At 71.7% G+C, this 25,175-nt stretch carries 20 protein-coding genes, 4 tRNA genes and 1 pseudogene; 12 read left to right on the plus strand and 13 right to left on the minus strand.

The features are described 5' to 3' along the window. Positions 1 to 173: 173 nt before the first annotated feature. The 4 genes from ABZ452_RS01545 to ABZ452_RS01560 form a co-directional block, all read right to left on the minus strand. Positions 174 to 1,622 carry a hypothetical protein gene (locus ABZ452_RS01545; protein WP_357937703.1) on the minus strand — a complete coding sequence of 483 codons (1,449 nt, stop codon included), beginning with the start codon at positions 1,620 to 1,622 and terminating at the stop codon, positions 174 to 176. Then, positions 1,619 to 5,344: a hypothetical protein gene (locus ABZ452_RS01550; protein WP_357937705.1), complete on the minus strand. Its 3,726-nt coding sequence runs from the start codon at positions 5,342 to 5,344 to the stop codon at positions 1,619 to 1,621. The genes ABZ452_RS01545 and ABZ452_RS01550 overlap by 4 nt, the downstream gene beginning before the upstream one ends. Before the next feature lie 1,240 nt (positions 5,345 to 6,584). Continuing rightward, positions 6,585 to 6,660 (minus strand) — tRNA-Lys (locus tag ABZ452_RS01555). Between the two features lie 176 nt (positions 6,661 to 6,836). Then, positions 6,837 to 6,909 (minus strand) — tRNA-Lys (locus ABZ452_RS01560). A gap of 187 nt (positions 6,910 to 7,096) precedes the next feature. Between ABZ452_RS01560 and ABZ452_RS01565 the strand changes: the two genes are divergently transcribed. The 4 genes from ABZ452_RS01565 to ABZ452_RS01580 all read left to right on the plus strand — a co-directional run bounded on the left by ABZ452_RS01565 (position 7,097) and on the right by ABZ452_RS01580 (position 11,718). Next, positions 7,097 to 8,362 carry an Ig-like domain-containing protein gene (locus tag ABZ452_RS01565; RefSeq protein WP_357937706.1) on the plus strand — a complete coding sequence of 422 codons (1,266 nt, stop codon included), beginning with the start codon at positions 7,097 to 7,099 and terminating at the stop codon, positions 8,360 to 8,362. Positions 8,363 to 8,572: 210 nt separating this feature from the next. After that, positions 8,573 to 9,874: an Ig-like domain-containing protein gene (locus tag ABZ452_RS01570; RefSeq protein ID WP_357937708.1), complete on the plus strand. Its 1,302-nt coding sequence runs from the start codon at positions 8,573 to 8,575 to the stop codon at positions 9,872 to 9,874. A 117-nt stretch (positions 9,875 to 9,991) separates the two neighbouring features. Next, positions 9,992 to 10,141, plus strand: a complete 150-nt coding sequence (locus ABZ452_RS01575) for a hypothetical protein (protein WP_357937710.1) — start codon at positions 9,992 to 9,994, stop codon at positions 10,139 to 10,141. Between the two features lie 95 nt (positions 10,142 to 10,236). Next, complete coding sequence (locus ABZ452_RS01580; protein WP_357937712.1) at positions 10,237 to 11,718, plus strand: D-glucuronyl C5-epimerase family protein; 1,482 nt, start codon at positions 10,237 to 10,239, stop codon at positions 11,716 to 11,718. 184 nt (positions 11,719 to 11,902) lie between these two features. On the opposite strand, the gene ABZ452_RS01585 is transcribed toward ABZ452_RS01580, so the two are convergent. Together ABZ452_RS01585 and orn are read right to left on the minus strand one after the other, a co-directional pair. Continuing rightward, positions 11,903 to 11,975 (minus strand) — tRNA-His (locus ABZ452_RS01585). A 102-nt stretch (positions 11,976 to 12,077) separates the two neighbouring features. Then, a complete protein-coding gene (gene orn / locus ABZ452_RS01590) occupies positions 12,078 to 12,674 on the minus strand; it encodes an oligoribonuclease (RefSeq protein ID WP_357937713.1) in 597 nt (198 codons plus the stop codon). A 68-nt stretch (positions 12,675 to 12,742) separates the two neighbouring features. Here orn and ABZ452_RS01595 point away from each other — a divergent pair, with 68 nt between their 5' ends. Beyond that, the gene (locus ABZ452_RS01595) at positions 12,743 to 14,014 is read left to right on the plus strand and encodes a glycosyltransferase 87 family protein (RefSeq protein WP_357937715.1); all 1,272 of its coding nucleotides are present in this window, start codon (positions 12,743 to 12,745) and stop codon (positions 14,012 to 14,014) included. 352 nt (positions 14,015 to 14,366) lie between these two features. Here the strand turns inward: ABZ452_RS01595 and ABZ452_RS01600 are convergent. From ABZ452_RS01600 to ABZ452_RS01610, 3 genes and pseudogenes are all read right to left on the minus strand, one after another. After that, positions 14,367 to 14,582, minus strand: a pseudogene (locus ABZ452_RS01600) (hypothetical protein); the annotation flags it as partial. 662 nt (positions 14,583 to 15,244) lie between these two features. Beyond that, entirely contained in the window at positions 15,245 to 15,979 is a 735-nt protein-coding gene (locus ABZ452_RS01605) for a YcnI family protein (RefSeq protein ID WP_357937717.1), read from the minus strand. A 17-nt stretch (positions 15,980 to 15,996) separates the two neighbouring features. Then, the gene (locus ABZ452_RS01610) at positions 15,997 to 17,679 is read right to left on the minus strand and encodes a copper resistance protein CopC (protein WP_357937719.1); all 1,683 of its coding nucleotides are present in this window, start codon (positions 17,677 to 17,679) and stop codon (positions 15,997 to 15,999) included. 215 nt (positions 17,680 to 17,894) lie between these two features. Here ABZ452_RS01610 and ABZ452_RS01615 point away from each other — a divergent pair, with 215 nt between their 5' ends. From ABZ452_RS01615 to ABZ452_RS01630, 4 genes are read left to right on the plus strand one after another with little or no spacing between them, the layout of a single operon-like run. Beyond that, positions 17,895 to 18,485 (plus strand): sigma-70 family RNA polymerase sigma factor, encoded by a 591-nt coding sequence (locus ABZ452_RS01615; protein WP_357937721.1) that lies wholly within the window; start codon positions 17,895 to 17,897, stop codon positions 18,483 to 18,485. Between the two features lie 32 nt (positions 18,486 to 18,517). Then, positions 18,518 to 19,039 carry a MauE/DoxX family redox-associated membrane protein gene (locus ABZ452_RS01620; protein WP_357937723.1) on the plus strand — a complete coding sequence of 174 codons (522 nt, stop codon included), beginning with the start codon at positions 18,518 to 18,520 and terminating at the stop codon, positions 19,037 to 19,039. After that, entirely contained in the window at positions 19,032 to 19,748 is a 717-nt protein-coding gene (locus ABZ452_RS01625; protein WP_357937725.1) for a thioredoxin domain-containing protein, read from the plus strand. The genes ABZ452_RS01620 and ABZ452_RS01625 overlap by 8 nt, the downstream gene beginning before the upstream one ends. Continuing rightward, positions 19,748 to 20,836: a hypothetical protein gene (locus ABZ452_RS01630; protein ID WP_357938171.1), complete on the plus strand. Its 1,089-nt coding sequence runs from the start codon at positions 19,748 to 19,750 to the stop codon at positions 20,834 to 20,836. Before ABZ452_RS01625 ends, ABZ452_RS01630 begins: the two co-directional genes overlap by 1 nt. A gap of 1 nt (position 20,837) precedes the next feature. Here ABZ452_RS01630 and ABZ452_RS01635 read toward each other — a convergent pair whose 3' ends face one another. Genes ABZ452_RS01635 through ABZ452_RS01650 form a run of 4 tightly spaced genes read right to left on the minus strand, consistent with a single transcriptional unit; the run spans position 20,838 to position 23,524 of the window. Beyond that, entirely contained in the window at positions 20,838 to 21,599 is a 762-nt protein-coding gene (locus ABZ452_RS01635) for an ABC transporter ATP-binding protein (protein ID WP_357937726.1), read from the minus strand. Continuing rightward, entirely contained in the window at positions 21,596 to 22,366 is a 771-nt protein-coding gene (cbiQ, locus tag ABZ452_RS01640) for a cobalt ECF transporter T component CbiQ (protein ID WP_357937728.1), read from the minus strand. Before cbiQ ends, ABZ452_RS01635 begins: the two co-directional genes overlap by 4 nt. A gap of 7 nt (positions 22,367 to 22,373) precedes the next feature. Continuing rightward, positions 22,374 to 22,808 (minus strand): PDGLE domain-containing protein, encoded by a 435-nt coding sequence (locus ABZ452_RS01645; RefSeq protein WP_357937729.1) that lies wholly within the window; start codon positions 22,806 to 22,808, stop codon positions 22,374 to 22,376. Then, positions 22,805 to 23,524 (minus strand): energy-coupling factor ABC transporter permease, encoded by a 720-nt coding sequence (locus tag ABZ452_RS01650; RefSeq protein WP_357937731.1) that lies wholly within the window; start codon positions 23,522 to 23,524, stop codon positions 22,805 to 22,807. The genes ABZ452_RS01645 and ABZ452_RS01650 overlap by 4 nt, the downstream gene beginning before the upstream one ends. Positions 23,525 to 23,646: 122 nt before the next feature. Here ABZ452_RS01650 and bcp point away from each other — a divergent pair, with 122 nt between their 5' ends. The 3 genes from bcp (at position 23,647) to ABZ452_RS01665 (ending at position 25,120) form a co-directional block, all read left to right on the plus strand. Then, positions 23,647 to 24,117 (plus strand): thioredoxin-dependent thiol peroxidase, encoded by a 471-nt coding sequence (bcp, locus tag ABZ452_RS01655; RefSeq protein WP_357937733.1) that lies wholly within the window; start codon positions 23,647 to 23,649, stop codon positions 24,115 to 24,117. 100 nt (positions 24,118 to 24,217) lie between these two features. Continuing rightward, a complete protein-coding gene (locus ABZ452_RS01660) occupies positions 24,218 to 25,048 on the plus strand; it encodes an HNH endonuclease (RefSeq protein WP_357937735.1) in 831 nt (276 codons plus the stop codon). After that, positions 25,034 to 25,120 (plus strand) — tRNA-Leu (locus ABZ452_RS01665). Before ABZ452_RS01660 ends, ABZ452_RS01665 begins: the two co-directional genes overlap by 15 nt. Positions 25,121 to 25,175: the final 55 nt, after the last annotated feature.

Raw genomic sequence — 25,175 nt, forward strand, 5'->3', positions numbered from 1 at the left:
CGAAAGGTTGTCACCCAGGCGGGGAAGCTGATCTAGCAGGTCTTGGGAATTTCAGGGCGCAATTGGTGTCCCGGCGCGCTGACCTGCGTAGCCTGCCGGCCCGACCTTTGGACGTAGCCTGCAGTGATCGCGCCAGGCTCTGGGATGAGGGGGATTACCCGCGTCCGGCAAGCTCAAGGAGCTGAGGGCCCGGCGGTGGACGCGGCGGGAAGGGCTGCCGGGGCGATCGCCGGCTCGCTCGCCTCGGTGGGTCGTTGCTGAAGGCGAGCAAGCCAGCGCTTGTCACGCATCGCCGGGGAGTACGGCAAGTCCAGCAGATGCCGGACCTCGACCAGGAGATACACGTACCGCTCCAAGTCATCGTAGGTGGCGACGGAGCAGACCCACTCGGCGAGCTCCCCCTTGTCCTTGCCAAGCGGAACGATTCGCCATCGACCCAGGCGCCAATGCCGCTCCTCACAGGAGGCGTCAGGATGCTCCTGGTAGTAGCGGTCCAGCAGCTCGACGGGCAGCAGATCCTCGATCTCCACGATCGCGCTCTGGTCGCCGCGGTCGAGCGGGTCGAACCTGGCAGGTAGTTGGTAGCGCTTGAGGTCGTGCCGGTGGGCGATGTCCCACGCGACGGAGCCGGGAGGGTCTCGATCGAAGAGGCCGATCCCGGTGACGCCGTCACGCCGGAGTTCGAGCAGGCGGTCCACGACGGCGCTGGCGCCTCCGGTGCGGCCAGCCGGCGACTCGACCTGCAGCCCGTCGAGCAGGCGCCATCCTTGTTCCTCCAGGGCGAGCTCGGCGGCCCGCCTCAGGTAGATCTCGTCGGTCTCGCCCTCGACCACTAGGACGGCGTCCGTGGGCGCGACCGCCGGCTGCGGCATCTGTTCCCTGATTAGGCGGAACAGGTGCGGCGTCACGTCGCTTGAGGTGATCTTCCGGTGGAGGCGGCCACCGTCCAGGTCTCCACTGGCCTCCAGCAGCTCGGCGAGGCTCGTCAGGACGGCTGCGAGCGACCACGCGCCTTTGCCGTACGTGCCCTGGAGCAGGGCCTCCGTGGCGGACTCGTCGCAGGCGTCCGCGAGCGGCGGCATCGACAGCTGACTCCAGAGAGTGGCCGCGACGAGGAGCAGGTCGTCCGGTCGCCGCTCCAGATGTGGCACCCGGAGGTAGTGGTCGTGTTCACCGTCGAGGACCGAGGAGGTGTCGCTCCCGACCCTGGTCGCGGTAAGGAACAGGCCGCGGCAGTTCCGCCTGCTCGCGACGAGTTTGCGCAACGTCGACGCCGAAAGCCTGTCGCAGTCGTCCACAACCACGATCGCATCGAGGCTGCCCCGGCTGAGCCGCTCCATGACCGGGCCCGGGCTGTGTCCGGGCTGGATCTGCTCGTAGGGGAGTCCCAGTTCGGTGAACGCAGCCAAGGCCGCCGCGATCAGCGTCGACTTGCCGCCGCCGGCCGGCGCCTGCACCAGCACGAACTGGGATTCGCCGCGCCCAAGATCATTGATCAGGTCGCACGCCTGGACGAGTTCGGGGCTGGCCGCCACGACCTGGACGGGCACGCCGCCGGCGCCGTAGTCACGACGCCAGCGGGCGGTCTCCCCATATCGCTGTGCCCATTCCGCCTGTCTCATTGGCCTCGGGGCTGCCTCGGTGGCATCATGGCCGGCGACGGCCGGACCGGAGAAGGCCCGGCAGGCGCCGCAGGGCGAGGAGGCTCCGCTGCGCCTCCCGGAGCGCCGCGCCGGGGGGCCGGGACCGGCGGGCGCTGTGTGTCGGTTCGCCGGTCCCAAGGGAGCAGGCCGCGGTAGTTGAGGCCCACGAAGATCGGGATCTCGGTGCCGACCTGGAGATCGGCCGCCGAGCCCAGGACTGCGGGCGACACCCGAATCTCGGTGAGCAACTGCGGCATGTAGCAGATCCACACGTCGCCCTGGCGGCGACGGGCCACCGCGCGATACTGCTTCGGGTTGCCGTCGTCGCCGGAGAGGACCGCCAGGCACCCCACCCGCCGCCGGCTGCCGGCCGAGTTGGCCTCCAGCGCCCCGATCTGGCTGAGGGCGGCGTGGGGCTCGGAGAGCTGGAGCAGCGCCCAAGCCAGGCAGAAGGTAACAAACGCGCTGTCCTCGTCCTCAGAGAAGCCCAGCCGAGCGCGGAGGATCTCGCTCCATTGCTCCCACTCCTCGCGCGTGCAGGCGGCGTATACCGGGTCGGCGCCGCCGACCTGACCACCGGGCAGGTGGGCCTCCATCCAGAGGTGATGGGCGAGCGCCATAGCCACCCGGCTGCGCCACACGGCCTCGTCCAGGGTTAGGAGCCTATTCAGGCCCTGCCGCGCGGCGGCTGGTGACCGCGCCCGGCGGGTTCTCGGGTCGTAGACCTGGCTTCTGATAATCTGGCAGTAGCCGGAGAAGTCACCCTCGCGGCGCATCCCCTCGGCCAGCTCAGCACTGACAGCATGCTGCCCCTCCAGCTCGGCCAGCTCGATGCGACGGCTCAGGAACCGCTGGACCTGCCGTGGCTCCAGCGGCTCCTCCACCGCCGTCTCCAGGATGGATGCCATCTCGGCGATGAAGCGGATCCGCTCGGCCTCGGAGAGCCCCGGGATCTGACCGACGACATCCCGCAGCGTCCAGAAGTTGACGTCCAGCGGGAAGAAGCTAGTGCGGCCGAGCGCGCGAGTGCGGCCAACGTAAAGGCTCACCAGCTCCAGCTCGTCCTCGATCGCCTTGCGGAGGGTCAGCTCCTCTGAGGACCCGGGTGCCGTCTCGTACACCTGCTTCAGGCGGCGTAGATGGGCACCGATCTTGTATCCGTGCACGGCGGCGCGCGTGGTCAGGAGGTTGAGCAGCTCGAGGTTCCGGGTGTCCGTCGCGCGGCGGGCCTGGAGCACCTCCTCGGCTTGTTCCAGGATCTCGATGGCGCTCACGGCGTGGTGCAGTGAGGTGTCGTAATCGGCGTCACGGTTGGCCAGCAGGCGCAGGGCCTGCGCCTCGAGGAGCAGCAGCTTCGGGATGCGCACCTGGCGACCACGCCGAATGCGCTCGAGCACCTGGGCCAGCAGCTCGAGGCTGGCAGGGCTCGAATAATCATCGGCGTACGCGCCGCGGGGACCGACCAGACGGAGGATCTCGATGCAGTAGTCCTGATAGGGGTCGTCGCCCGGGTAGTTGCTTTCGCGCCACTGGACCGCGTCGACGAGAGGCTCGAGGAGACGCACCTGGTCCGGCAGCGATGGCCGCACGACCCCGAGCGCAAGGCGGGCAAGCTCGTCATGGTCGGTGCCCAGCACTAGTGCGCCGTACTCGTCCACGGTCTCGTACATGAGATCGGAGTCGCCGAGACGGCGGCTGAACGCGGCGTACGGCCGGATGAAGTCGGTGCCGAAGACCCGCAGCAGGAGGTCGACGGGGATCGGCCTCTTCAGCCGCGCGCAGAGCAGGGCAAGGTCCAGCGCATTGCGGGTCGCCTCGCTGTGCGCGAAGGGTGAGGCCGCCTCGGCCTCGGTACCACGATCGAAGTCGATGCCGGGGAAGAGCTGGCTGGCCGCTGCCTTCAGCTGTTCACGCAGTTCGCTGTTGCCCTTAGGATCGCTGCCTTCCGCCGCCCGTCCCGCCGCGTCGAGAGCGCGGGCCAACCGGTCGTACGCCTCCCCCACCCGCAGCCGGACGTTTCCACGGGCATCGGGTAGCAGGTAGTAGAGGAGCAGGAGGAAGTAGGGGTCGCCTATCACGGCGGCGGTGAGGCCGTCTGTTCTCTCGCCATGGTCCTCGAGGTACTTCCTGAACTTCGCAATCTCCTGCCCCGATAGCCGGCGCTCCACCGGAATCGGCTTGTAGTCCGGTTCCCGGTCGGCCATGAACCTCGGATCGTCGTCCGGTTTGAACTTGGACGGGCTGTGCCGGGCAGAGCCCACCACAACCGCGTTACGGCCCGCTGCGGCGAGCGCCTCGGCAAGTTGGGCGTACTCGGCGTTGTCGAGCTCGTCGCCCAGCACGGCCACACCCTGGGCCCCGCGGGACTGCAGGAGGCGGCATACCCGTTCGATCGCCTCAATCTTCAACCGCCCGGCGACAGGCGCGACGTAGAGGACGACGTGGCCACGCTGGCGCAGGTGGACCGCCAGCCAATGAAGGATGCGGCTCTTGCCGGAGGCCGGCGGGCCGGTCAGCAGGATCGGGCGGCGCGAGTAATTGACGGCGTACTGCTCCGTCGACTCGATGGGATTTACCGAGCCGATCTGGGTGAGCGCGGCTTCAACGGCCTTCGCCAGTTCGTGGCCGGCATCGCGGCTGTACAGGAAACCTCGGACGATCGCCGACCAGTCGGGCGGACGCTGCGTGCCCCGGAGGAAGTGGCGGAATTCCGTCCGCATCTCGTCCGGGGAGAGGGGTGGCGGGGTGGCGGTCGCGGCATCGTCGAGGATGACTGCGGACTGCGCCATGCTGCGCCATTCCTGCGCCGACAGCACGATGCGCTTGGTCTCGCCGGGTCGGCCGTACGAGATGATGTGATCGTCAGCTGAGAGTGCGGTCTCCTGAGCCTCCGCGAGCCTACGGCCCGCGTCGGTCGCGGCGTTGTCGCGGAGGAAGTCGGGCAGGGCGCCCTCGTGGACGACCAGGGCATCGCCGAAGTCGTCGAAGTCGGAGGGCTTCGCCGGCTTTTCGTGGCCGAGGAACCAGTGGACCGAGCCGGCAGGTAGGGCGCTGCACGCAAGCGCCAGCACATCCAGCGGGAGCCAGTCGTCTTCGCCGACGCCCGCGATGACCACCATGCCGGACGCCGCAAGGAACGGGAGCTGCTGGAGGACCGGTACCACGTCGAACGCGCGTCGCTGCCGGAGCGCCATGGCGGTCAGCGGGGGCAGATTGGCCGGCACCTGCTCGTCGGTCGAGCCGAAGAGCCGGATGACAGTGAGCACCGCCGGGTTTACCGATGCCGACAGCGATCTCGCCTGCGACGGGAACAGCACGCGCAGCCGCCGTCCGGAGTCGCTACCCACCTGGTTGAAGGCCTCGAGCGGCAACGGATCGACGGCGGAGACGGCGGCCATGCTCCATGGGCACCGTGCGATCTCGAGCAGGTCATCGTTGGGCCGATGCCGGCCGAACGCCCGGCGAACCTCTTCTACCCGGCTCGCCGTCTCCAGCTCCTGCAATTGTTCCTGGAGGTTGGGCCGCTCCGCCGCACCGGAGAGCGTGGCGACGTCACGGATTAGTTCGTCAACGAGGCCGGTGCTGTGTCGCTGGCCGAGGACAAGGACAGCGCGACCTGCCGCGATCGTCCCGAGAAGAGTGTCGGCAGCCCGCCGGCCGCCGTCAGACTCTCCGTCTGCATTGCTCGAATAGCTGGTCACGGGCTCCATCCGGTATGGATTCGACGCCAACACCGTAGCCGAAGCTCCCTGTGCGGAGGGCCCCACCTCTGGGCGAATTTCCGCGCCGGATTTTCAACTTGGCTGAATGCCGGGCGCCCGTACAGCTACAGGTGCTCGGGTTCGTTGAAGGCTGACCAACCTCGGCGGGCGATCGGAATCCCACGGCATGACCTTGACTACGCAGTTGGCCTGGGCCTGGTTAAGTCCGATCCAACGCCCGGGTGGTGCGTCAAGCTGTGGCGTACTAACCAACCGGTCGGGACGTTATAAATGATCAGCAGTTCGTGCTGGTCCTCCTCGGCGGTGCCACCGAAGTGTTGGACAGTGGCCTGCAGGGCCACGCCCCTCCTCGTCGGGCTCGGCGCCGGGAACGTCGTCGAGCCGCCAGCAGGTTCGCTTCCCGGGCAGCGCGCCGCGGGCGATGACCAGCACCACACCGACCGGCACGACGGGGTCGGTGCGCCGGTCACCGACAAGGACTCCACCGAGGCTGGCGGTGGGCCGCTCGCGTTCGGCGATGACGTCAGCAATTGGTCCGGATCGACGTGTACCAAGAACCGCACACACCGGCCGTCCTCCAGCCACACGCCGTACCCGTCAGCGCGTAGATGCGCCAAGCCCCGCTTCCGCAACCACACCGACGTGTCCAACGTCGCCAACCACTGGAACAACCCACACCGGCCAGGGTCCTGCCGCGAGGCCGCCAGCAGCGGCAGGAACAACAGGTAGTGCGCCCCACCCACTGCCGCCGGCCCAGGCGCAACGGCACCGGCCGCCCCGGCGACGGCGAGGGCGTGGCCGAGTAGCTCTACGCCCTCCCCCGTGATCCCATACCACCATGCGTGCGCCCGGTCCTCCGCCGACCGCGCCCGGCCCACCAGCCCCGCGTCGTGCAGCCACGCGAGTTCTCGGTGCGCGGTTAACCGAGGCACCCCAACACGACGGCGACGCCACGCGTTGTGGCCACGCCGTGCAACCCCTGGAACTACAAGATGCGCCACGCCGAGGCGTCACCTGCACACCGTCCGGCATAACTGACTATGGGATCCTGTCGAGCCGCGCTCCGGCAGACGGCCGGAAGCTCGCCTGGCCGCATCGTCCCAGCCACGCTGGACCGGTCCAGCGGCTCCAGAGCACCCACCGAGCGACCGCCCACCACCGACGTACGCGAATAAGGCCCCGACCCGGTGTGAACCACACAGGTCGGGGCCTTGATCGTTGGTGCGCCGCCAGGGACTCGAACCCCGAACCCGCGGATTAAGAGTCCGCTGCTCTGCCAGTTGAGCTAGCGGCGCTCGCCGGCAACGGCAGGAACGTTAACACGCCGCCGATCACGCCCCAGCCGGGGGCGGCCACCGTTTCGCCGCCGGTCGCGGCCGGCGTGCGCCGGGCCACGCTCCCCAGCCCGATGCGGCAGTGGCGGACGAAAAAGATCAGGCCCGGTGCACTGCACCGGGCCTGATCTGAAGTGTGCGCCGCCAGGGACTCGAACCCCGAACCCGCGGATTAAGAGTCCGCTGCTCTGCCAGTTGAGCTAGCGGCGCTCGCTGACAACGGGAAGAACCTTAGCACGCACGCCGACCCGGGTTCCAATCCGATACCGGGCTCCACCCTTCGGTCGAGCTTAACCGGCGAAAGACCGCAAAATTCGCGTCTGTCCGGTCGAGGGGCGCAGGACGCGGGTGCTCATGGGGCACGATGTCCGCCAGGCACGCGAGAACAGAGGTGGGAATGGGCAGGTTCGCGCGGGCCGGGGCGGTGGTGGGCGTCCTGGTCCTCACGGCGTCGCTGGCACTGACCGGGTGCGGTGACGACCAGAAGAAGCCGGCGTTCGTGGCCGGCGCGCAGCAGGGCGACCCGGGGGCGACCACGTCGCCGGACGCGACGGGCGAGCCGAGCGGGCCCGCCCTGGCGGCGCTGACGGTGAGCCCGGCCGACGGGTCCGCCAAGCGCCCGGTCAGCACCGAGATCAGCGCGAAGGTCCCGGGCGGCGGGAAGGTGTCGAAGGTCGTCCTCACCGCCGCCAACGGCGCGACCGTCGCCGGCCGGCTGCGGCGGGACGGTTCGTCCTGGGTGCCGTCGGCTCCGCTGAAGTACGGAACCCGGTACACCGCCACGGTCACGGGCACCGGCACGGACGGGCAGACCCGGCAGGGCACCAGCAGCTTCACCACGATGGCCAAGCCGAAGTCGATGATCGGCTCCGGGCTCTACCTGTTCAGCGGCAAGACGTACGGGGTGGGCATGCCCGTGGTCGCCGAGTTCTCGCCGGGCATCCCGAAGAAGGACCGCGCCGCGGTGCAGAAGCGGATGTTCGTGCAGACCGACCCGCCGCAGCCCGGCGCCTGGCACTGGGTCTACAACGGCACGCAGGCGTACTACCGGGCGCCGCAGTACTGGAAGCCGGGCACCACGATCACGGTCCGGCTGGGGCTGGCCGGGATCCCGCTGAGCAACGGCCGCTACGGCAACATGGACCGGGCCGCCACCGCCAAGATCGGCCGCGCGTTCGAGATGAAGGTCGACAACGCGACCAAGCAGATGACCGTCTACGAGAACGGGTCGGTGGTCCGCACCATTCCGGTGAGCCTGGGCAAGAAGAGCACCCCCTCGTCCAGCGGCACCATGGTGGTGATGGAGAAGAAGGAGTCCACGGTCTTCGACACCCGCGACGAGCCGGACCCGCGCAACCAGTACGTCACGAAGATCGACTTCGCTCAGCGACTGACTTGGGGCGGCGAGTACATCCACGCAGCGCCGTGGTCGGAGGGCAAGCAGGGCAGGGTGAACGTCTCGCACGGCTGCGTCAACGTCTCCATGGCGAACGGCCGGTGGCTCTTCGGCAAGACGCTGGTCGGCGACCCGATCACGGTGAAGGGCACCGAGCGGCGGCTGGAGCCGGGCAACGGCTGGACGGCCTGGAGCATGAGCTGGTCGCAGTTCGTCGCGGGCAGCGCCGTGCCGGTGCCCGAGGGTGGGCAGGGATCGCCCTTCTGAGCAGGCGTAACGTGGGCGGACGCGCCACCCTCGGTGGCCGTTCGTCCGCGTAACGCCTGGCGGAGAGACCACTCCACCCGACAAAGCGCCGCACGGTATCAGAATCGTTACATCGCGGGCAGGGTGTTTCGGTTCACTTCCGGCAACGGGTAACCGTTCCGGTGCGTCTATAGGGACGATGGGGCCCGGGACCACGACTGTGAGGGAAACATGCGAGCTAGCCAGGACGAGCTGATCCGGGGCGGCAGTGCCCGGCGCGGCGGGCGACGCCGCGTGTTCGCGGCCGCGGTGCTCGCCGCCGCCATGGCCCTGACCGGGTGCACCAGCGACAAGGGCGGGGACGACAAGGGGTCGAGCTGGCAGGGCGGTGGCGAGAGCGGCCCCAAGGCGGCGGCCACGATCACCGAGCCCGCGGCCGACGCCAAGGACGTGCCGGCCTCCACCGCCGTCACCTTCACGACGAAGGAGGCGCAGGACACCACCGTCGAGCTGAAGGACTCCGCCGGCAAGGTCGTCGAGGGCCAGCTCGCGAAGGACGGGAAGAGCTGGCTGCCGGACGGCGCCCTGGCCTACGGCGAGACCTACACGGCCACGGTGACCGCGACCGGCGACGACGGCAAGCCCGCCACCGCGACCAGCACCTTCACCACCATGGCGAAGCCGGGCAAGCAGGTCCGGGTGACCAGCTTCCTCGGCGACAACCAGGTCGTCGGGGTGGCCATGCCGCTGATCGTGAAGTTCGGCCGGGCCATCCCCGAGGACTACCGCGACGACCTGCAGCGCCGGATGACGGTCACCTCGAAGCCGGCCCAGGAGGGCATCTGGCACTGGGTGAGCCCGACCGAGGTGCGCTACCGGCCGAAGGAGTTCTGGAAGGCCAACAGCACGGTGACCTACAAGGTGCAGGCGGGTGGCCTGCCACTCGGCGGAGGCTGGTACGGCCGCTCCGACCTCACCGTCGACATCAAGATCGGCTCGTCGTTCGTGATGACCGTGGACAACCGCACCAAGAAGATGACGGTCACCAAGGACGGCAAGGCGATCAAGACGATCCTCGTGAGCCTCGGCAAGAAGAGCACCCCGTCGTCCAGCGGCACCATGGTGGTGATCGAGAAGCTGCGCCACACGGTCTTCGACACCATGGAGGAGCTGGGCCCGGAGGAGGGCTACCGCACCGAGATCGACTACGCCCAGCGGCTCACCTGGGGCGGCGAGTTCATCCACGCCGCGCCCTGGTCGGAGGGTGTGCAGGGCAGGACGAACGTGTCGCACGGCTGCGTGAACGTCTCGATGAAGGACGGCAACTGGCTCTTCGCCAACACCCGGATCGGCGACCCGATCACGGTGAAGGGCACCGAGCGCAAGCTCCAGAACGGCAACGGCTGGACCGACTGGAACATGAGCTGGGACGAGTACGTCAAGGGCAGCGCCCTGCCGTACGAGCCGCCGGCCGAGCCGGGCGACGACACCAGCCCGGCCGCGGACGCGCCGAGCGTCGAGCCGACCCCCTGATCGCACGGGCAACTCGACGGCCTCCTCCCACCGGGAGGGGGCCGTTTCCCGCTTCGTGGACCGGAAACGACGCAAGCCCCCTCCCAGAGAAGGGGGCCCGGCGGCCCATAAGGACCCATGTGGTTTCCCCTACCTCTCCCCTACGCCCCCGACGTCTCCAGCTCGCCCGCCGTGTCGGCCCGCGTCGCCGGTGCGTCGTTCGTGATCACGTCGACGAGCGCGTCGGACGCCACCACGGTGGCGTACGAGATGTTCGAGCCCGGGTGAGCTGCCGCGTCCGGTGACGCAGCGGAGCGGCGCTACCACCCGGTGCGGTGGCCGGCTGGGAGGATGCCCCACAGTTCCCCCATTTTGGAGGCTCTGTGAAGGCACTCATCCTGATCATGGTGGCGGTCCTCGTCGCCGCCGGTCCCGCTCCCGCCCGCGCCGACACGCTGCGGCAGGAGACGGTCGCTGGCTACGCCCGCGACGGCTACCAGCTGCACCCGCTGCCCGGCGGCGTGTCGCCGACGTGGCGGTCGGCTACCGCGCCGCGTGTCGACCCGCAGCCGCATGACGAGCAGGGGGTGCGGCTGTTCAACTGGCAGGGCACCCTGGTGGATCACCCGGTTGTGCAGGTCACGTGGGGTTTCGAGAACATCAACGCCTACGAGCTGACCCACGACCAGTTCTTCCTGGATCGGGCTGCGGCTCAGGCGCAACGCAACCTGGACCGCCGGGTCGAGTCGCGTGGGGCGTGGTGGTATCCGTACGGGTTCGACCTGACCCGGTGCGGGACCGGCCAGGTGCTCACCGCCCCGTGGTTCAGTGGCATGGCGCCGGGGCTGCTGCTGAGCCTGTTCGTGCGGCTGTACGGGGTCACCGACGACCCGAAGTGGCGGGAGGCCGCGGACCGGACGCTGGACAGCCTGACGCTTGGCCCGGACCCTGACGGGCCGTGGGTGACGTGGGTCGACCCTGACGGCTACCTGTGGTTGGACGAGTACCCGGACAGCCCGCCCGGTGTGCGGGGCGAGCAGGTGTTCAACGGCATGATCTACGCCTCGTACGGGGTGTACGACTACTGGCGGTTGACCGGCGACCCGCGGGCGGTGGCCCTGTTCGACGGCACCGCCACCACGGTGCGCCGGTACGTGCCGACGGGGATGCGGGTGCCTGGGTGGGCCAGCCGCTACGGGATCGGCTGCCCGGTGTCGTACGCGAACTACCACCAGGACCACACGGTGCAGATGACCATGTTGCACCGGTTGACGCACGCCGGGTTGTTCGCCGCATACGCGGATGTGCTGCGCGCGGACTACCCGTATCCGGTGGTGAGTGGTCGGGTGGTGTTCGAGGCCGGTGTGCACGTCGGGTACCGGTTTGACAGCGCCGGGCAGGTGGTGGCGTCGAAGACGATGACGTTGGGGCGGGCGTCGATGGCGCACACCGACCAGCGGGTTCGGGTTCGCGGCCGGGACGTGCACTACCGGATCGTTGACGGGGCGCTCGCCGGCTACCTGGTGGCCGAGGAGCCAGGCCGGCGGTGGCTGGCCGCGAAGGTGGTTGAGCACCTGTATACGCCGACGCGGCTGCTTGCCGTCGAGCCCGGCACCTACACGGGGCACACGTTCGACTCGTTCTGGAATGTGACGGGGTCGAAGACGGTCACGTTTCCACGGCAGTCGAGCGCCCCGCTGGGTGCCAGCGCGGTGATCAACGGTGAGTTGCACTACCGGGTTACCGCCGGCACCTATGTGGGGTTCTGGCTGCCGGCGCGGGCGGGACTGTGGCTGCCGGATGTGCCCGCTTCTGTGAGTGGCGTGCGGTCGGTTGGTGCCTCGAAGGCGGCGATGAGGGGGTAGGCGATGCCGATTCCTGCGGGCCCGGCTCCGGCGTCGGTTCTGCCGGGTGTGCTGGCGGGGGGCCGGCAGGCGGCCGAGCGGCTGATGGTGGATGTGTGTGTGATCCGCCGTCGGCTCCCCCACAACGCGTCAGGCCCCGTCCGAGGACGGGGCCTGAGCTGCGGATACGGAGATCCACTGGCGGGGTGACTGATGGGAATTGAACCCACGACAACCGGGACCACAACCCGGTGCTCTGCCAACTGAGCTACAGCCACCATGCTCTCCGCGCCGGTCGACCCGGGCGGGGCGCGGACTAATAATAGCCACACCCCTGCCGGCCCCGTCCAGCGGGTTCGGGGCGGCCCGCCCGGCGGGGCTCAGAGCTGGGCGGCGATGGCCTTGGCGCTCTCCACGTCCGGGCCGGGCAGCGGCACGAAGACGGTCCGCCGGTAGTACTCCAACTCCCGGATGCTCTCCCGGATGTCGGCCAGCGCCCGGTGGGCCAGCCCCTTCTGCGGCTGACCGAAGTACACCCGCGGGTACCAGCGCCGGCAGAGCTCCTTGATCGAGGAGACGTCGATCATCCGGTAGTGCAGGTGGGCGTCGAGCCGAAGCATGTCCCGGGCGATGAAGCCCCGGTCGGTGGCGATCGAGTTGCCGCACAGCGGGGCGGTACGCGGGTCCTTCACGTGGCTCGCGACGTAGTCGAGCACCATGTCCTCGGCCTCGGCCAGGGTGACCGTGGAGCGGCGCACCTCCTCGGTGAGGCCGGACTTGGCGTGCATGGTGCGCACGATCTCCGGCATCGCCTCCAGCGCCGCCTCGTCGGCGTGGATGACCACGTCGACGCCCTCCCCGAGCACGTTGAGGTCGGGATCGGTGACGAGAGCGGCGACCTCGATCAGCTTGTCCTTGCCGAGGTCCAACCCGGTCATCTCACAGTCGATCCAGACGAGAAGATCAGCCACCGCCACAGACTACGCGCCGCCGACCCGCCCGCGCCTGAAGCACCCTCGCCGAGGTGGACCGCTAGGGTTTCCCCGTGCCAGCCGAACCCGTCGCGCCACCAGCCGTCACCGAGGACGACCCGGGCGGGCGTACGGCCCGTCGGCTGGTCACGGTGGTGGCACTCGCGGCGCTGCTGCCGGCGCTCTACCGTCCGGGCCTCAACCACAAGTTCCTCGACCTCAAGATCTACATGAGCGCGATGGACTGGTGGCGGGCCGGCCACCCGCTCTACGACTACGTGCAGCCGGACCGGGTGCAGGGCCTGCTGTACTTCACCTATCCCCCGCTCGCCGGACTGGTGCTGTGGCCGTTCGCGCTTCCGCGCCTCGGCGTCACCATCGCGATCTTCACGGTGCTCACCGTGGTCGGGGTGGTGGTGACCACCCGCTGGCTCGTGCTGCCCCTGGTGCGGCGGCACGACCTGCCGAAGCTGTTCAGCGTCACGGTCGCCGTGCTGCTGGTCCTCGCCGTGGAGAGCACCCGGGAAACGCTCACCTTCGGGCAGATCAACATGCTGCTGGTGGTGCTGATCCTGGGGGACCTGCTGTTCGCCGTACCCCAGGGGCGGCGCTGGGCCGGCGTGGGCGTGGGGCTGGCGGCGGCGCTCAAGCTCTTCCCCGGCATCTTCGTGCTCTACCTGCTGGCCACCCGGCGCTGGCGGGCGGCCGTGGTGGCGGCGGTGACCGCGACGCTGGCCACGCTGCTCGCGGCGGCGGTGGCGCCCCGCGACTCGTGGCGGTTCTGGACCCACGAGCTGTGGGCGACCGACCGGGTGGGGCGGACCGACTACACCGGAAACCAATCGCTGTTCGGCCTGCTCAGCCGGATCACCGCGCCGGACAAGCCGAGCCAGCTGCCCTGGCTGCTGCTGGTGCTGCTGGTCGCCGGGTACGGCCTGTGGCGGGCCGCCCGGGCGGCGCGGGCCGGGGACGCGCTGGCCGGCCTCACCCTGACCGGCCTGGTCGGTGGGCTGGTCAGCCCGATCACCTGGACACATCACCTGTACTGGTTCATCCCGGCGGTGGTGGTGCTGCTCGACGCGGCGCTGGACGCCGACCGGACCGCGGTGGAGGGTGCCCGCCGGCGGCGGTGGCTGCTCGTCCTGGCCGTCGGCACCAGCTTCGTGATCGTCTACGGGGTGGTGACCTTCCAGGACTGGGGCGTCGCCCCGGCGCGCACCGACGACCCCGTCGAGTTCGTCGTCCGCAACGCGTACGTGCTGCTCAGCCTGCTGCTGCTCGCCGTGCTGCCGACCCGCCGGCCGGCGCCGGAGCGTGCCGCCGTGCCCGCCGGAAACAGGCACTAACTGGACAGACCTCGCGAGAAGCGCCGTTCAGCGCTAATCTGGTCTCAACTACCTCAGGTTTCTCCCAGGTAGCACCGATCCCCCGGTGACGGTGGCCCTCCGCGTCGGCAGCGCGGAGGGCCACCGCCGTTGGGGTCGATCACTCGTCGACGGGCGGGGCCGGCCGGACCGGCCGGGGCGTCCCGGTGGTGGTCACCGGCGGCCACGACCAGTCCGGGTCGGCCGGCAGGTCGGCCAGGCTCTCGGGCCGCCGGCTCGGCACCGGGCCGATCGCCGCGCGGGACCGCTCGGCGGGCGCCGACCCGACCGAGACCAGTTGCCGGTCGGGCAGGGTGGCCGGCTCCGCCCGCTGGCCCAGCCCGCTGAGCGAGCTGACGCCCAGCCGGCCGGCCAGCACGGGAACCTGGTCCGGCTCGACCACGAAGACCACCTCGCGCGGGCGGACCGGGCGCAGCAGCAGCACCACGGCGAGCACCACCAGCAGCGTCCCGCCGGCCAGCAGCGCCCAGGCCACGCCGGGGAACCAGCCGGCGCGCAGCTCGGCGCGCAGGTCCAGAGCCAGGTCGGCCCGCCCGTCCGGCCGCATCACCACCAGGCTCAGCGAGCGGTCGGCCAGCTCGCCCGGGCTCCACTCCAGAACGCCGACGCCCTGGCGTACCCAGAGGTCCTGGCCGAGCGGGACGGCGGCCGCGGCGCCGGCGGTGGGCGGGTCGAGGCGGACCGGCAGCGGCCCCCGGGACAGCGCGACCCGACGCATGGTGGTGTGCGGGACGTCGGCCAGCCACCGTCGCACCTGGTCGGTCGGGGCGAGGCCGAGGAAGGCGGGGCCGTCGGCGGTCCGCGCGGTGAGCCGCAGCCGGGTCTGCCCGGCCCGGGCGATCGGCGCGTCGGCGCGGAGCAGGGCGTCCACGTCGGTCACCACGACCGCCCGGGCGGGGGTGCGGATCGTCTCGAAGCGGGCGCCGAAGCCGCCGTCCGGGTCGGCGTGCCGGGCGGCGAGCCAGAGCCCCGCGCCCGCCAGCAGGGCCGGAATCCCCACGGTCAACAGCAGCATGCCGGCGATCGTGCGCACGAAACGCATTCGCGTCGTCCCCCTCGGTAGCGAAGTACCCGGCCGACCTTACCGACGCCGACCGACGATTCGCCGGATATCCACGGCAAGCGCCCGAAGGACCGCGGAAAGACCGCCGGCCCGCCGGAAGAACCGACGGGCCGGAGCGACAACGCAGGTCAGGACTTCGCGGCGGGCTCCCGGCGGGTACGCAGGAAGGCCAGCCCGCCGAGGATCAGGCCGGCCAGGCCGGCGACCAGGCCGGCCACGCCGAACGCGGTGGCGGCCCCGGTGTCGGCGTCGTCGTCATCGTCGTCGGAGGGAGCGGCGGCGGCCGGGGCGCTCGCGGCCGGCGAGGCGGACGCCGAGGCGGCGGCCAGGGTGAGCACCGGCGCGGGGTTCTCCGGCTCCTCACCGCCCGGCGTGGGCTCCTCGATCCAGCGCGAGACGTTGCCGTCCGAGTAGGTCTGGAGGACCTTGAACACCATCCGGTCGACCTGCGGCAGCGGGCCCATCGACACCGGGAACTCCTGGAACTCGCCCGGCTTCACCCCGCCGTTCGGGGCGGCCGTCCAGGTGAGCTTGGAGACCGCCTCGGTGAGCTGGCTGCCGTGCACCTCGATCGGCGGGTCGACCTTGCGCTTCTCCACCGCGACCGTCCACCCCGGCACCGGCATCGTGGAGACCGAGCCGACCGGGGCGTTCTCCGGCAGGTTCACCTCCACCTTGGTGGTCGACGCCGTGTCGCTCTCGTTCGGCACCCGGAAGGCGAAGCGGCCGTAGCTGCCCTGCGTGGCCTCCTTCGGGTTGACGGTGACGTGCGCCGAGGCTGGCCCGGCCAGGCCGAGCACGGCCGTGGCCACGGCGGCGATGGTGAGCGCGGCGGCGGTTGCGGGACGCCGGAGACGGGTCATGTGGGCGAGCCTTCCGTTTACTTGACGGGCACGGTGGCGGTCACCGTGGCCTGGTCGATCTCGGACGTGCGGACGGTGAAGCGGAGCTGCCACTGCCCCTCCGCCGGGAGGTTGATCTCGCCGAAGGCGTGGTTGTCGGTCAGCGGCAGCAGCGGGATCGTGATCGGCTCGATGCCCGCCGACGGCAGCGCGGCGGTGGCCTTCCACTCCTGCACCGGCTGGGGCCGGTTGTCCTTGGTGTACGCGTAGAGGTGCAGCGAGTTGCTGCCCGTCTCGGCCGGGTCCAGCTCGACCTGGAGCGAGTAGAGCGGGCTGCTCAGCGTGGTGGAGAAGAAGTTGTCCGGGGCGCCGGCCACGGTGCCGGAGGCGGTGCGGGCCGGGGTCGTCTGCACCAGCGTCGCCGACAGGCCCAGCACCACCGCGGTGATCACCAGCTCGGCCACCACCGCCCGCCGCATGGACCCCGGACGGCCCGCGGCGGCACGCCGCCGCACCAGCGCCCGGGAGTACGCGGCCACCCCGATCACCAGCGCGAACAGCACGATCTTGGCGAGCAGCAGCCGCCCGTACGTGGTGTCGACGAGCGCCTTCGGGGTGGCCACCTCGATCAGCCCCTGCACGGTGCCGGCGAGCAGCAGCGCGGCCACCGCCAGCGCGGCCCAGCGGGACCAGATCGGCAGGATCGCGTCCAGCTCCCGCTCGTCGGCCCGGCGCAGCAGGAAGACCGCGAGCATCACCAGGCCGCCCAGCCAGACGGCCATGCTGCCCAGGTGCACGGCGTCCACCACCACCGACACGGCGGGCGCCGGCGACGCGGCCGGGTGACCGGCGAGGGGCCAGGTGAACAGCGCCGCCCCGCCGAGGATGGCCAGGATGAGCCCGTCGGTGCGGCCGACCGGCCCGGCGAAGAGCGGGCGGAGCAGGAACGCCGCCGCGGCCAGCAGGCCGAGCCGGACCAGGTGCGTGGCGCCGTAGGTGCTGCCCAGCACGTCGCCGAGGCCAGCCCCGGTGACGTCGAACAGGCCGCCGCCGTTGGTGTAGGGGACCTGGAGCCACAGTTCGGCGACCGTGGCCACGGCCAGCAGGCCCAGCCCCGACCAGGCGAGCCGGGCCGGGCCACGCCGGGACAGCCGGCGGGGCCAGAGGGCGGCCAGCACCAGCGCCGGGCCGACGAGCAGCAACAGCCCGACGTAGCCGAGGTACTTCGCCACCTTGACCGCGTTGCCCACCACCGGGTTCGCCCGCGTGTCCGCGCCGGTGTCCGTGGGCGGCGTGGACGGCGCGCCGACCGAATAGGTGAACGCGCCGGAGACCGGGTGGCTGTCGGCCGAGATCACCCGGTAGCTGACCAGGTAGGTGCCGCGCGCGCCGGACGGGTCCACCGGGATGGTGACCACCGCGCCCTTGAAGGTCGGCTCGCCCCGGTCGGCCCGGGAGCCGTCCGGCGCGATCACCCGCACCTTGTCGGGGACCTTGCGGACCCCCTCACTGAAGGTGATCACCACTTCGGTGGGCGCGTCCGACACCACGGCCGAGGCGGCGGGGCTGCTGCTCACCAGCACCGCGTGGGCGCTGGCCGAGGTGGCCGGGGCCAGCAGCAGGGCGACGAGGGTGACCAGCAGTCCGGCGGCGGTCGCCAGCCGGGCGGCCCAGGGACGGTCGGCGACGGCCACGGGGCGGCGGCGTACGGCAGCAGTCATGACCGTCATGGTTCCCGAACCGCCCGGCCCCCGGCGAGCCGGCCTCATCCGCGCACCGGCGCCGTCGCCGCGGGCAGCCCGACGGCACGCGCGTCGTCGCATGTCACGTTCGGGTAGTCGGCGGGCGTGCGGAAAAAGTTCCCGGCGTGGGCGGGACCACGTAATGGGCCGAAGGACCCTGTCCGGCACAGGTACGCCGCGTAACCTCGTCTGTCGTGATCCCCGCCCCGCGCGACACCTCCGCCGGCCGCCCCGCGGCGCCGGCGCACGACGCTGCGCGGGACGCCGCGACCGACTGGGCGCTGGCCGCCCGGGCGGGGGACCCGATGGCCCAGGCCGCCTTCGTCCGGGCCACCCAGGCCGAGGTGTGGCGCTTCGCCGCCGCCCTGGTCGACCCGGACAGCGCGGACGACCTGACCCAGGAGACGTACCTGCGGGCGTTCCGGGCGCTGCCCGCGTTCGAGGGGCGGTCCACCGCGCGGACCTGGCTGCTCGGCATCGCCCGGCGGGCCTGCGCCGACCACCTCCGCACCGTGGTCCGCCGCCGGCGCCTGGACGCGCGGCTCGCCGCGAACGCGGCCACCGACCGGCCCCACCCCGACCCGGCCGGGCAGCTCGGCGCCACCGACCTGGTCCGCCGGCTGCCCGCCGAACGGCGCTCCGCGTTCGTGCTCACCCAGTTGCTCGGCCTGTCGTACGCCGAGGCCGCCGCCGTGGAGGGGGTGCCGGTGGGCACCATCCGCTCCCGCGTCGCCCGCGCCCGCGACGAGCTGGTCGAGGCCGCCGGCGACGCGTTGACCGGCTGATCGTGGAACTTTCCTCGGGTCCGCAGCGACCAATGACCGTGACCGCACACCCCACCCGGGCCGGCCGATGGCCCGCCGTCCGGCCCTGGCTCGGCATCGCGGCCCGCCTCGGCCTGGCCGCCGTCTGGTTGATCGCCGGCGCCGCCAAGGTCGGCGACCTGGCCGCCTCCGGCCGGGCGGTCAACGCCTACCAGGTGATGCCGTACGACCTGGCCACCGTGATCGGCGCCGCGCTGCCCTTCGTCGAGCTGGCGCTCGGCGTGCTCCTGTTCGTCGGGCTGGCCACCCGGCTCGCCGCCGGCGTCTCCGCGGCGCTGCTGGTCGTCTTCATCGCCGGCATCACCTCGGCCTGGTCCCGTGGCCTGGCCATCGACTGCGGGTGCTTCGGCAGCGGCGGGCAGCTCGCCGCCGGCCAGGCACCGAGCTACCTCCCGGAGATCCTCCGGGACCTGGGATTCCTGGTACTGGCCGGGTTCCTGCTGACCTGGCCCCGCACTCCGTTCTCGCTGGACGGCTGGCTGGCGGGCGACACCGTGGAGGTCGACGATGAGTAGTCGCAAGGGGCGGAAGAACGCGGCCCAGGTGGTCCGCGCCCAGATCGCCCGGGAGAAGCGGCGCACCCGCACGATCTGGACCTCCGTCGCCGCCGTGGTGGTGCTGGTGATCGCCGGGCTGATCGGCTGGACGGTCTTCTCCAGCCAGAAGTCGGACACCTTCACCACCCCGCCCGGCGCCAACCCGCCCGGCAGCGCCATCGTCCTCGGCCAGGGCGCGGTCACCGTCGACCTCTACGAGGACTACCTCTGCCCGGCGTGCAAGCGGTTCCAGGACACCAGCGGCGCGACGATCAACCAGTTGCTCAACGAGGACAAGATCCGGGTGAACTTCCATCCGGTGGCCTTCCTCAACCGCTTCTCCACCACGGAATACTCCACCCGCTCCTCGGCCGCCGCCGGCTGCGCCGCACAGGGCGGCAAGTTCAAGGAGTTCACCGACCAGCTCTTCGCCCGGCAGCCGGCCGAGGGCAGCGCCGGGCTCAGCGACGACGAGCTGATCGACATCGGCGCGGGCGTCGGGCTCAACCGGGACGACTTCGGCTCCTGCGTGAAGGACGGGAAGTACAAGACGTGGACCGAGCACGTCACCGACGACGCCAGCAAGGCCGGCGTGAGCAGCACGCCGACCATCCGGATCAACGGCAAGGACCTCGAGGACCGCAGCCCGGAGGGGCTCCGGGCGGCCGTGGAGGCGGCCGGCAGGTGATCCCCGCACCGCTGCGGCGGGCCGCGCTGGTGGTCACCGCCGCGCTCGCCACCCTCCTCGCCCTCGCCACCCCGGCCGCCGCGCACGGCGCGGACGCCCCCGACGGCACCGACTACCGGGCCGAGGTCACCGGGATCACTCCGGCCCGGCCCGGGCTCACCGCCCGGATGGTCGAGGCCGGCGCCCGCCTCGAACTGACCAACCGCACCGGCGCCGACGTCGAGGTGCCCGGTTACTCCGGCGAGCCGTACCTGCGGATCGGGCCCGGCGGGGTGTACGAGAACACCCGCTCCCCCGCCACCTACCTCAACCGCACCCTCGCCGGGGACACCCAGCTCCCGCCGGAAGCCGACCCGGCCGCCGCGCCGGTCTGGCGGCGGATCGCCGACGGGCCGACGGCCCGCTGGCACGACCAGCGGACGCTCTGGCTGGAGTCCGAGCCGCCGGCCCAGGTGACCGCCACCCCGGACCGGGAGCAGCGGGTGCGCGACTGGGTGGTGCCGCTGCGCGCCGGCACCGGCACCATCGAGCTGCGCGGCACCCTGGACTGGGTGCCGCCGCCGGACGCGTACCCGTGGTGGGTGGCCGCCACCCTCGGCCTCCTGGTGATCGGCGCGGCCGGCCTGGTCCCGGCCGGCACCGCCACCGGCGTCCGCGCGCTGCGCGGCGTGGGGGCGCTGCTCGCCCTGGGCGGGGCGGCGGCGGTGGCGCTCACCGTCGGCAAGGCCGTGGACGCCGGCGCCGCCGGGGCCGGCGGGGTGCTGCTCAACCTGCTCACCGGGCAGATGTGGACGCTGCTCACCGGGCTCGGCGCGCTCGCCGCCGGCGGCTACGCGCTGGCCCGCCGCCCGGCCGCCGACTTCGCGCTCGCACTGGCGGGCGCCTGCCTGACCCTGTTCGCCGGCGTCACGAACCTGGCCGTCCTGTCCCGCTCGGTGGCACCGGCCGCCGGCCCGCCCACCCTCGCCCGCGTCCTGGTCACCGTGGCGCTCGCCACCGGCCTCGGCGCGGTCGCCGCCGGCCTCCTGCGCCTGCGCACCGCCTCCCGGGCCGCCCGCCGCACCCCGGCGACGCCCGCCGCCCGCTGACTCAGGACGGGCGGGGTACGAAGCCGTAGGGCAGCTCCAGGCGGTGCTCGGCGAGCAGGCGCTCGTCGGAGAGCAGCTCCAGGGTGGGTGCGTCGGCGACGACCCGGCCGGCGTCCAGGATCACCGAGCGGTCACAGAGCTCCGCCGCGTACGGCAGGTCGTGGGTGACCATCAGCAGGGTCACCGGGAGACCGCGCAGGATCTCCGCCAGCTCCCGGCGGGCCGCCGGATCGAGGTTGGACGACGGCTCGTCCAGCACCAGGATCTCCGGGCGCATGGCCAGCACGGTGGCCACCGCCACCCGTCGGCGCTGCCCGAACGAGAGGTGGTGCGGCGCCCGGTCCCGGTGCTCGGCCATCCCCACCGCCGCGAGCGCCTCGTCCACCCGGGCGGCCAGCTCCGCCCCGCGCAGCCCCAGGTTGGCCGGCCCGAAGGCGACGTCCTCGGCGACGGTGGGCAGGAAGAGCTGGTCGTCCGGGTCCTGGAAGACGATGCCCACCCGGCGGCGGATCTCGGCCAGGGTGTCCCGGTCCCGGCTCACCGTCAGGCCACCCACGCTGACCGTGCCCGCGGTCGGGGTGAGGATGCCGTTGAGGTGCAGCACCAGGGTGGTCTTGCCGGCGCCGTTCGGCCCGAGCAGCGCCACCCGCTCGCCGCGCGGCACGGCCAGGTCCACCCCGTGCAGGGCGACGTGACCGTCCGGGTACGCGTACCGGACGCCACGGACGTCCAGGGAGGGCGGCTGCTGCACGTACCCGATCATGTCAGGACGAGCGCGACGGCGGCGATGGTGGCCGCGATCGCCGGCACCGTCGCGGCGGCCGCCCACTGGCCGGCGGTGGCCGCGCCCGCGCCCTGCCACACCGCCGGCATCCGGCCCGTGTAGCCACGGGAGACCATGGCCAGGTAGACCCGCTCGCCCCGCTCGAAGGCCCGCAGGAAGAGCGCACCGACCCCGGCGGCGAACCCGCGGAGCTGCCAGAGGAAACGCGGGTCGTCGCCCCGGGACATCCGGGCCACCCGCATCCGCCGGGCCTCCCCCACCAGCACATCCAGGTAGCGCAGCATGAACGTGGCGATCTGGGTGAGGATCTGCGGGCAGCGCAGCCGGTCCAGGCCGACGATCAGGTCCCGCGTCGTCGTGGTCGCCGCCAGCAGGAGCGACGCGAGTACGCCGAGCGTGCCCTTGGCCAGGATGTTCCACGCGCCGTGCAGCCCGTCGACGGAGAGGCTCAGCCCGGCCACCTCGGCCCGCTCCCCGGTGCCGAAGAACGGCAACGCGAACGCGAACAGCACGAACGGCAGCTCGATGAGCGCCCGGCCGAGCAGCCAGCGCGGCCCCACCCGGGCCAGCGCCGCCACGGCGACGACCAGCAGGGCGTAACCGCCGAAGGCCCAGTACGCCGCCCGGGGTGTGGCGACCACCGCGACGGTGAACAGCACCATCGCGGCGATCTTCACCTCGGGCGGGAGGCGGTGCACCGGCGAGGACGACTCGCGGTAGAGCACGTGGGCGTGGCCGGCACCCATCCGGGACTCAGCGGGTGCCGGCGGCGCGCGCCGGACGCTCGTCGGCGGCCGGCTCGCTCGTGGGACCCGCCGGGCCGCTGGCCGGGCCGGTGGCCGGGTCGGTCGCCGGGCCGCGGCGGCGGGCCAGCCAGAACAGGCCGCCGCCGATGGCGAAGGTGAGCAGCACGCCGAGCACCCCGGACAGGCCGGTGGAGAGGAAGTCGTTGCTCACCCCGCGCACGCCGTAGTCGGCCAGCGGGCTGTCCGCCAGCTCGTGGTCCTTGGCCCGCTGGGCCGGGCAGCTGCCGCCGGTGATCTCGTCGTCGGCGTTGACCGTGCAGCCCTTGAGCAGCGACGAGTCGAGCCCGTCCGGATGCGACGAGGCGTAGTTGCTGACCACGCCGGCCAGCAGCAGGGCGACCAGCAGGCCGCCGAGGAGGAACGGCCAGGAACGCTTGCTCATCGGGCACCTCCGGTGACCGGGACGGCGGGAGCCGGCACGGCCGGCTTGAGGGCGCGCAGGGCGTACACCAGGTCGGGGCGGACCTTGGCGACGGTGACGACGGTGGTCGCGGTGATCAGGCCCTCGCCGATGCCGATCAGCAGGTGGACGCCGGCCATCGTGCCGGACAGCCCGGCCAGGTTGCCGCCCAGGTCGGTGGTGCCGCCCAGCCAGTACTCGACCACGAACCCCTGGGACGCCACCACGACGCTGACCAGCGCGGAGACGAAGGCGGTGATGGCGAGCCCGGTCGGCGTACGCGGCAGGACCCGCAGCAGCAGCGCGATCAGCAGGTAGGCGGCGGCGGTGCCGAGCAGCGCCATGTTGGTGATGTTGAGGCCGAGCATCGCCACCCCGCCGTCGCCGAACACCAGCGCCTGCACCACCAGCACCACGGCGACGCAGAGCGCGCCCACCCACGGGCCGACCAGCAGCGCGGCGAGGGCGCCACCGAGCAGGTGGCCGCTGACCCCGGCCGTGAAGATCGGGAAGTTGAGCATCTGCACGGCGAAGATGAACGCGGCCACCAGGCCGGCCATCGGAGCCAGCCGGTCGTCGAGGTCGCGGCGCCCGCGCAGCACGCAGAAGGTGAGCACGGCCAGCGCGAGGGCCGCGAACACCGCGGCGACGGGACCGTCGATGATCCCGTTCGAGATGTGCATCGCCAGGGTTTCCACGGGCTGAGCTTATTTGTGCGGGACCGCTGTTGCCAATCCCTTGCAACAAGCCATGGTGATCATCACCCGGACGGCGCGTCGCCACCCGCCCCGAACCCGACGGCGGCGGTATCGTCTCCGCCATGACCGACCGCCTGAACCCCGGCGACCCCGCCCCCGACTTCACCCTCCCCACCGACAGCGGCGGGACCCTGTCCCTGGCCGACCTGCGCGGCCGCAAGGTCATCCTGTACGCGTACCCGGCCGCCATGACGCCCGGCTGCACCAAGCAGGCCTGCGACTTCCGCGACTCGCTCGCCTCGCTCCAGGCCGCCGGCTACGAGGTCGTCGGCATCTCCCCCGACAAGCCGGAGAAGCTGGCCAAGTTCCGCGACCGGGACGCCATCACCTTCCCGCTGGTCGCCGACACCGACAAGGCGGTGCTGACCGCCTACGGGGCGTTCGGCGAGAAGCAGATGTACGGCCGCACCGTCACCGGGGTGATCCGCTCGACCTTCGTCGTCGACGAGGACGGGAAGATCGAACGGGCGCTCTACAACGTCAAGGCCACCGGGCACGTCGCCAAGCTGCGCCGCGACCTCGGCCTCGACTGAGCCTGTCGGAGGCCGCCGTTACCGTCGGCGCATGCCTCGCTACAAATACTCACCCGAGACTCTGGCGGCAGCGGCGGCTCGGGCCCGCAGCATCGCGGAGGTGCTTCGGCTGCTGGGCATACCGATGAGCGGCGGCTCACACGCTCACATCAGCCGGCAGCTGAAGCGCTTCGGCGTCGACACCTCACACTTCACCGGACAGGGGCACAACCGCGGATTGCAGGGTCAGCGGCAGGCGCCGTCGGACACTCTGGTCCAGCTGCCGCCGGACGCAGCCAGAACGCCCGGCTTTCGGCTCCGGCGCGCCCTCGCTGCCATCGGCGTCCCCGAACGATGTGAGGTCTGCGGCCTCGGCCCGTGGTGGCAGGACGCTCCATTGATCCTCCATGTCGACCACATCAACGGCGACCGCCTCGACAACAGGCCACCCAATCTGCGGCTGTTGTGTCCCAACTGCCACAGCCAGACCACGAACTTCGCAGGCCGGGGCCGGACGCAGCCCGACCCGGCCGCCTCGCCGGACGTCTCGGCGCGCTTCCAATCGGACGATGGGCCGCCGCCGAACGCCGACACTCTGGTCAGGGAGGTCAGTGCCGGCCGCATGACAACCGTGGAGGCCGCCCACCTACTCGACTGCACAAGAGACCACGTGAGCAGGTTGCGGCGACGACTTGAAGCGACTGGAACCATCGCGCCGCCGTCGCGGGTCCGTGACCGGCCGGTCCAGCGCCAGTTCCGGGATCTCGTCATTCGCTTCGCACTCGCGCACCCTCAGGCCGGCTCCCGGAAGATCGCCGTGGCGCTGACCGACGCCTCCGGCGGCGGCACGGCGATCAGTCATCGCACCGTCCAGGCGATCCTCCGGGAGGCTGGGCTCACCACGCTGGAGGCCCGACGCACTAGACTCAGCGGGTCTGCGGGAGTGGCGTAACAGGCAGCCGCGATAGGTTTAGGTCCTATTGTCCGAAAGGACGTGGGGGTTCGACTCCCCTCTCCCGCACCAGCAGTGTGTCGTGAGGATCACGAACCAGGGTCGGCGTCGCGTCGACTCGCGCAGG

It is taken from the genome of Micromonospora sp. NPDC005707 (genome assembly GCF_040631005.1).
Classification (GTDB): Bacteria; Actinomycetota; Actinomycetes; order Mycobacteriales; family Micromonosporaceae; genus Micromonospora.